The sequence below is a fragment of the Actinoplanes sp. NPDC048791 genome, assembly GCF_040650095.1.
Taxonomy (GTDB): domain Bacteria; phylum Actinomycetota; class Actinomycetes; order Mycobacteriales; family Micromonosporaceae; genus Actinoplanes.
Window position 1 is genome coordinate 1 of record NZ_JBEZGQ010000378.1, and the last position, 7,309, is coordinate 7,309.

Here is a 7,309-nt window from a genome sequence, read left to right on the forward strand (position 1 = left end):
CGGGTGCACCCGCCGCCGTTTCGATCCCCAACCGGCCCGCCAGCGCCAGATGCCCAAGCCGTCCGCTCAGAGGCGGCCGTCCTTGTTGAACGGTGCGATAAGCGCCGGCAACGCCAACCCCGCCCGGCACAGATCGTGCAGCAGCCGCGACAGCTCAGCCCGGGTCAGAATCTCCAACTGCTCCGGCTCCCGATGCGGCACGTCCAGAGCCCGCGCCGCCTCCACGGCCCGCGCCCCGATCGCCGCCTCCACCGCCCACAACCGCTGGGCCAGCATCGCGATGTGCGCCGACCGGGTCAGTTCCTCGTGCAGCCGCAGCAACCGGCGCAGGTCGGCGGCCAGCTGTTCGATCGGCGGCCCGAGCGGCTGGGGCGGCTCCGCCCGGCGGCCGGGCCAGGATTGCGACACAGCGGCCCACCAGCGCGGCGAGTAGATGACGACCGCGCCGATCAAAGTGGGCGTTACGGTGATGAGGGCGAGTTTCCCCACGTCGAGCAGGCTCACGGTGCGCTCCTTCAGCCCGCGTGCATGGTTACCTCTCTGACGATCCGCCCGCCCGCAACCACCGTCAAGCCGGATTTGTGCGACGCCCGAAGTGGATCTCCGCAGGTCAGCGGGTGCGGCCGCGGCTCACCAGGCGGGTGATCGGCATCGGCGGCGCCGGGATGTCGGGGCCGTCGTAGCCGCGGACCACGCCGAACTGTCCTCCCGCTGCCCGGTCCTCCCAGGCCTGGCGGGCCGTCACGATCTCGTCGTGGTCGCGGCCCACGAAGTTCCACCACATCACGAGCCGTTCGGTGAACGGTTCGCCGCCCAGCAGCATCAGCCTGGTCGCCGGTCCCGCGGCCAGACGCAGCTCGGTGTGTCCTTCGCCGAGGTAGAGCAGCGGTCCGGGCTCGACCGGCACGTCCGCCGCAGTCACCGCGCCGTCGATGACCAGCACCGCGTACTCGAAATCGGGTCTCAGGGGCAGCGCGGCCGTGCTTCCGGCAGCCAGGGTGATCTCCGCTCCCAGCAGGGGAGTGTCGCAGCGGGCGGGTGAGACCGCCCCGGCCAGGTCGCCCATCAGCACGGTCGCGGTGAGGCCGCCGTCGGTGAGCACCGGCAGCTCCGCGTGCTGGGTGAAGGCCGGCGGTCCGCCGCGGGTCGCGTCCGGCAGGGCCACCCAGAGCTGAACCCCCTGGAGTACGCCGCTGTTGTCAGCCGGCGTCTCCTCCGAGTGGGAGATGCCGCGCCCGGCGGTCATCAGGTTGAGCTGGCCCGGCCGGATCTCCTGCAGGCTGCCGAGGCTGTCGCGGTGCACGATCTCTCCGGCGACCAGCCAGCTCACCGTCTGCAGCCCGATGTGCGGATGCGGACCGACGCGCATCCCCGCCGAACCCTCGAGCCGGTGCGGCCCGTACGCGTCCAGGAAACACCACGCCCCGACCATCCGCCGGTGCTTGCTGGGCAGCGTCCGGGTGACCTCCAGCCCGCGCGGCCCGCCGAGGGCGACCGGGGTGCCTTCGAGGATCTCCACCCCGGCCGGGGACGTCGTCGCGTCAGGAATGCTCACCGTTGAAAGCTACCGCCGTTCCCGCGCTCAGCGGAGCGGCTCGCAGCAGGCTTGCGCCCAGCGCCACCAGGGCCAGGGCGAGCGGGGCGGTGACCGGCACGACCAGCAGCGTCGCCGTACGGCCCTCCAGCAGCCCGCCGAAGCCGACGATCGAGACACCGAGGACGCCCAGCGTGCACATCGTCGCTCCGAGCGCGGCTCGCGTGGTCGATCCTGCGGTGATGACCGTGGGCCGGGGTGTGTCGAAGCGGCGGAAGACCAGTACCAGGCCGGCGGTGACCAGCGCGGCAGCCACCAGCCAGAGCGGCCGGGTCGCCCACCAGCCGGCCGACCCGGGTGCTCCGGCGGTCAGGCCGCGGGCCGCCACCAGGACGACGAACGCGGCGGTCAGGTGCCAGAGGAACGCCGTCATGGCCAGCCCGTTCGCCGCCACCACGGCCTGCCACACCCGGGCCCGGTTCAGCAGCCGGGTGGCGGGGACGCGTACCAGCAGGACGAGACCGATCAGCCAGACCGCGTGCGCGGCCAGCGCCACCGTCGGCGGCGACATGTTGGACACCGTCTCGCCCGGCACCCCGACCATCGACACCGGGTACGGCCCCACCGTCGTCAGCAGCAGCACCGCCCCGAGCCCCACACCGGCCAGCAGCAGGGCGAGCCGCCGGCCCCCGCGCTGCAGCGTCCCGTCGGCGTAGAAGAAGCCGAGCTGGTGCACACCGGCCCAGACCACCAGCAGGTTCAGCACGGCGATACGCGGGTGCCCGGCGAAGCGCAGCACGTCCACGCCGACCGCCACCGCCAGCAGCAGCACCGGCACCTTCGCGCCGAAGCGCTCGTGCAGCCGCCACATCACCGGCGCCAGCGCGACGAGTCCCAGGTAGACGGCGAGGAACCACAGCGGCTGCACCGCCGTCCGCAGCGCCACCCGGGCCAGGCCCTGGTCCTGGCCGGCCAGCGCCACGCCGAGGGCCAGGGCCAGCCAGACGGCGAGGAAGACCGCGGTCGGGCGCAGCAGCCGGGCCGTACGGGACCGGGTGAAGTCCGCGTAGCCGCCGCCGCGGCGCCGGATCGAGGCCAGGGCGGTCGCGTGCGCGAAGCCGCCGACCAGGAAGAACACCGGCATCACCTGGAGCAGCCAGGTGATCGGCTGCAACCGGGGGACCAGGGCCAGCACGTTGGTCACCCGGGTGCCGCCGTCGGCGCCGGTCACCGGTACGGCCATCAGCCAGTGCCCGGCGATCACCACGCCGAGCGAGGCGACGCGGAGCAGGTCGACGTAACGGTCGCGGCCGGGCGGGGTCGCGGCCGCCAGGGACGCGGCGGAGGCGCCGGGCACGGTGGTGGAGGTCATGCCGGATACCCTGCCGGGCCGGTGACCTGGGCGGATGGGTGCGCGTACTCAACTCGGACCGGGTACCGGCGCTGACATCGGGCGCTGCCGGCAGTACGGTGGCCGCTGCTTCAGGACCAGGAGGTCGACGTGCGTCCCGTACTCGCTGCCCTGCTCGTCGCGGCTCTCGCCGGTTGCAGCGCCGACAAGCCGAAGCCCGTGGAACGCCAGCCCAGCGCGGCGGCACCGAGTGTCGTGCCGACATCCTCGGCCCGGCCCGTGGCGCCCGCGCAGCTGCCGCAGGGCGGTACGAAGATTTTCCCGGCGTACCGGGTCGTGGCCTACTACGGCACCGCGGGCAACAGCACTCTCGGGGTGCTGGGCGAGGGCAGCCCGGACAAGATGCTGCCGAAGCTGCGGGCCGCGGCGAAACCGTTCGCCGGTGGCCGCAAGGTGCAGCCCGCGTACGAGTTGATCGCGAGCGTCGCCCAGGCCGGCCCGGGCGCCGACGGCAACTACAGCCGGATGATCCCGCTCAGCCGCATCCAGGAGTACGTCGAGCACGCCCGCCGGCACAAGGTCCTGCTCATCCTGGACCTGCAGCCGGGCCGCGGCGACTTCCTGCCGCAGGCCCGCCGGCTGGAACGCTTCCTGGTGCAGCCGCACGTCGGGCTGGCCCTGGACCCGGAATGGCGGATGCCGAAGGGCAAGGTGCCCGGCAAGACCATCGGCCGGGTCGGCGCGGCCGAGGTCAACCGCGTCTCCGGCTACCTGTCCGGCCTGGTCCGGGCGCACAAGCTGCCGGAGAAGCTGTTCGTGCTGCACCAGTTCCGGGCGTCGATGCTGCCGGACATCACCCGGATCAGGAAGCAGCCCGGGCTGGCCCTGGTGCAGCACGTGGACGGGTTCGGCACCCGCTCGGAGAAGGACGCCACCTGGAACAGGCTGCGCCGCCCGCAGCAGTTCCACCTCGGCTACAAGCTGTTCTACGACGAGGACGTCAAGCGCTACCGGGCGGCCGACGTGCTGAAGTTCAAGCCCGTTCCCGAACTGGTGAGCTTTCAGTAGCGCCCAGACTGGCCGAGCCCAGCACCCGCGTGATCGTCACTTCGATGACCACCCGCTGCGGGTTGGGCCGGGGCTGGCGGTAGCGCTCGGCGTAGCGGCGCTCGGCCTCGGCCACCGACTCCGGGTCGTCGCGGACCACGGCCCGGCCCTCGATCGTGCTCCAGCGTGGACCGTCGACCTGGCAGATCGCCACCCGGTCACCGCCCGCGCGGACCTGGCGGACCTTGGCCGAGCCGCCGGAGGCGATCACCCGCAGCAGGCCCGCCGCCGGGTCGACGGTGGCACCGACCGGCACCACGTGCGGCGAGCCGTCGGCGCGCAGCGTGGTCAGGGTGCACAGGTGCCGTTCGGTCCAGAACTCCAGGACTGCCGGGGCTGACAGGGACAGACGACCACTCATGCTTGCTCCGCCGGTAGGTGACCCTGGCGCACCGCGGCCACCAGGCGTTGGTGGTCGCTCTCGACCTGGTCCGCGTACGCGCGGGCGAACTTGCACAGCATGTCGTCGAGCTTGTCGCTGCTGCCGATGTAGCCCGCGATCATGGACGCGCCGCTGGTCCGGGCGTGGCTCTTGGCGAGCAGGTAACCGCAGATCCCGGCGTAGTCGGCCAGCGCGCCCGCGTTGATGTCCTCGACCAGGATCGCGCCCTTCATGTCGCGGAACTGCCGCACGTAGAACTGCAGCTCGCCCACGGTGGCCCAGCCCAGCAGCGGGTCACTGACGGTCTGCAGCGCCTGCTGGTACTCCACCACGCGCTGGCCCTGGTGCCGGTGCCAGGCCACCGAGCCATGCTGGTGTTTCGCGATCACCGACCGGCGGGCCTGCTTGAGCTGGAGGAACACCACGTCGTCGGGGCTGCTGCCCTCGCACAGCGCGACGTACGCCCGCAGCCCCACCGACCCCACGCCGACCACCTTGTGCGCGATGTCGACGATCCGGTAGCCGGCCAGGATGCGCGCCCAGTGCGGTGGCAGCGTGTTCAGGTAGCCGTCCAGCGCCGCGGCCAGGTGGTCGAGCTCCTTGTCGCTGGGCCGGGTGATCAGCGGCGGCTCCTGCACCAGCCGGACGCTGCCGTCGCGGTGCTCGGTGAAGCGCGGCAGCGCCCGGTCGCTGGTGCGCCGGCGGGCCCGGCGGGCGGCCCGTTCGATCTCGTCGCGGAAGCCGGGCTTGGTGGCCGCCTTGCGCAGGTCGTCCACGTCGAGGGCGGCGAACGAGCGAGCCAGCAGCGGCAGCTCGGCGAGGTGGCCGATCTGCTCGCGGTATTCCTCGACGCAGTGCTTCACCGCGTCGGCGCAGGCGTGCTCGCGGAAACCGTTCTGCCGGCCGGCCACCCAGACGCTGGTGACCAGCCGGCGCAGGTCCCATTCCCAGGCGCCGGGGTGGGCCTCGTCGAAGTCGTTGAGGTCGAAGACCAGCTCGCGTTCGGGGGAGGCGTAGAAGCCGAAGTTGCCCAGGTGGGCGTCGCCGCAGATGACCGGGGTGATGCCGGTGTGCGGCAGGGGAGCGAAGTCGTCGGCCATGATGTTGGCCGAGCCGCGCAGGAACGCGTACGGCGAGGCGATCATCCGGCCCACCCGGACCGGAACCAGCCAGGGCAGCCGCCCCTCGTGCGCGTCGGCGATCTGCTGGACCGGGTCGACGCGGTCCGGCGCCGGGGTCCAGTGGGCGAGGTCGGAACGCGGCGAACGCTCGCGCAGGGAGCGGCCGAGTTCGTAGCGCTCGGCGCGCGACGGTGCGGACTTGCGCAGGGACGCGAAGCCGTGGTCACGACGGGTGTCGAGCACGACGTGGCCGGCCGGCGGCGGGGAAACCGGTGCTGCGTCCATCACCGCCGAGCGTACGGGTCCGCACCGGTCCGGCTGTTGACGAGGGTCTTGTTATCGCTAACAATGACCGTCGGGTCCACCCTCCGGGACACCCACGCCCATGGTGGTGCGCGACGGGACGAGGTGCGGCGATGGATGTGCACGCGGCGCGCAGCCCCGCCATGACCGATGTCGCCCGGCTGGCCGGAGTCTCGCACCAGACCGTCTCCCGGGTCCTCAACGACCATCCGAATGTGCGCGAACAGACCCGCCTGCGGGTACGCGCGGCCATCGCCGAGCTGGGTTACCGGCCCAACCGGGCGGCCCGGGCCCTGGTCACCGGCCGCTCCCAGCTGATCGGCATCGTTGCGCAGAACAGCACCCTCTACGGCCCGGCCTCGCTGCTGGCGGCCTTCGAGCAGGCCGCCGCCGAGGCGGGTTTCGCGGTCAGCGTGGGCAGCGTCGGGCGCCTGGACCGGGAGTCGATCGCGGGAGCCGTCGAGCGGCACCTGGATCAGCGGGTCGCCGGCCTGGTGGTGATCGCACCGGTGAAGTCCGCGGACGACGCCCTCGAGGGCATGCCCGCCGGGGTGCCGCTGGTGACCATCGACGGTGATCCGCAGCGGTCGCACACTCTGGTGACCGTGGATCAGGCGGCCGGGGCGCGCGCCGCGACCCGGCATCTGCTCGCCGCCGGGCACCGTACGGTCTGGCACATCTCCGGCCCGCCGGAGTGGTACGACGCGGCCTGGCGCATCGAGGGCTGGCGGGCCGCGCTGCACGAGGCCGGCGCCGAGGTGCCGCCGCTGGTGAACGCCGACTGGTCGGCGGCCTCCGGCTACGACGCGGGCCGGATGCTGGCGCGGATGCCCGAGGTGACCGCGGTCTTCGCGGCCAACGACCACCAGGCGCTCGGCCTGCTGCGGGCGTTCAGTGAGCACGGCCGCCGGGTGCCGCACGACGTGAGCGTGGTCGGCTTCGACGACGTGCCGGAGGCGGCCTTCTTCATCCCGCCGCTGACGACCGTGCGGCCGTCCTTCGACGCGGTCGCCCAGGCCGGCCTCGACCTGCTGCTGGCCCAGATCACCGACCCCGCCACGCCGCCGAACCGCGTGGTCATCGCCCCGTCGCTGGTGGAACGGGCCAGCGTGGCCCCACCTGCCTGAACGGTTTCATCAAGGTTGCCGCGTTGTAACCACAGAGCCGTTGACATCGGAAATGTTAGCGCTCACACTCGATCCCACGCCGCCTGTCGTGTGGTCTGTGACACGCCGGCGCAACGCCGGATCCCCCTTCCCGGAGGTATTCAGTCATGCCCGTCGCTCCGTCCGAGACCTATGTGATCGGCGTCGACTTCGGCACCCTCTCCGGCCGGGCCGTCGTCGTCCGGGTGTCCGACGGCACCGAGCTCGGCTCGGCCGTCCACGAATACCCGCACGCCGTGCTCACCGAGGCCCTGCCCGACGGCACCCCGCTCGGCCACGACTGGGCGCTGCAGGTGCCCGGCGACTACGTCGAGGTCCTCCAGCAGGCGGTGCCCGCCGCGGTGC

The 7,309-nt window shown here is 72.6% G+C and carries 7 protein-coding genes and 1 pseudogene; 3 read left to right on the forward strand and 5 right to left on the reverse strand.

Annotation, left to right across the window (positions count from 1 at the left end):
* Window positions 1-66 precede the first annotated feature (66 nt).
* The 3 genes from AB0C29_RS24985 to AB0C29_RS24995 all read right to left on the reverse strand — a co-directional run bounded on the left by AB0C29_RS24985 (window position 67) and on the right by AB0C29_RS24995 (window position 2,906).
* A complete protein-coding gene (locus tag AB0C29_RS24985; protein ID WP_360824504.1) occupies window positions 67-504 on the reverse strand; it encodes a hypothetical protein in 438 nt (145 codons plus the stop codon).
* A gap of 106 nt (window positions 505-610) precedes the next feature.
* Window positions 611-1,555, reverse strand: coding sequence for a pirin family protein (locus tag AB0C29_RS24990; RefSeq protein WP_360824507.1), 945 nt, complete (start codon window positions 1,553-1,555; stop codon window positions 611-613).
* Entirely contained in the window at window positions 1,542-2,906 is a 1,365-nt protein-coding gene (locus tag AB0C29_RS24995) for an acyltransferase (RefSeq protein ID WP_360824510.1), read from the reverse strand. The genes AB0C29_RS24990 and AB0C29_RS24995 overlap by 14 nt, the downstream gene beginning before the upstream one ends.
* A gap of 129 nt (window positions 2,907-3,035) precedes the next feature.
* On the opposite strand from AB0C29_RS24995, the gene AB0C29_RS25000 reads away from it, so the two are divergent.
* Window positions 3,036-3,953 carry a hypothetical protein gene (locus AB0C29_RS25000; RefSeq protein ID WP_360824513.1) on the forward strand — a complete coding sequence of 306 codons (918 nt, stop codon included), beginning with the start codon at window positions 3,036-3,038 and terminating at the stop codon, window positions 3,951-3,953.
* On the opposite strand, the gene AB0C29_RS25005 is transcribed toward AB0C29_RS25000, so the two are convergent.
* Window positions 3,919-4,353, reverse strand: coding sequence for a PPOX class F420-dependent oxidoreductase (locus tag AB0C29_RS25005; RefSeq protein ID WP_360824516.1), 435 nt, complete (start codon window positions 4,351-4,353; stop codon window positions 3,919-3,921). The two genes, AB0C29_RS25000 and AB0C29_RS25005, sit on opposite strands and share 35 nt — an antisense overlap.
* Window positions 4,350-5,780 carry a DUF2252 domain-containing protein gene (locus AB0C29_RS25010; protein WP_360824518.1) on the reverse strand — a complete coding sequence of 477 codons (1,431 nt, stop codon included), beginning with the start codon at window positions 5,778-5,780 and terminating at the stop codon, window positions 4,350-4,352. The genes AB0C29_RS25005 and AB0C29_RS25010 overlap by 4 nt, the downstream gene beginning before the upstream one ends.
* A 131-nt stretch (window positions 5,781-5,911) precedes the next feature.
* Between AB0C29_RS25010 and AB0C29_RS25015 the strand changes: the two genes are divergently transcribed.
* Together AB0C29_RS25015 and AB0C29_RS25020 are read left to right on the forward strand one after the other, a co-directional pair.
* Window positions 5,912-6,925 carry a LacI family DNA-binding transcriptional regulator gene (locus tag AB0C29_RS25015; protein WP_360824521.1) on the forward strand — a complete coding sequence of 338 codons (1,014 nt, stop codon included), beginning with the start codon at window positions 5,912-5,914 and terminating at the stop codon, window positions 6,923-6,925.
* Window positions 6,926-7,071: 146 nt separating this feature from the next.
* Window positions 7,072-7,309 (forward strand): annotated as a pseudogene (locus AB0C29_RS25020) (ribulokinase); the annotation flags it as partial.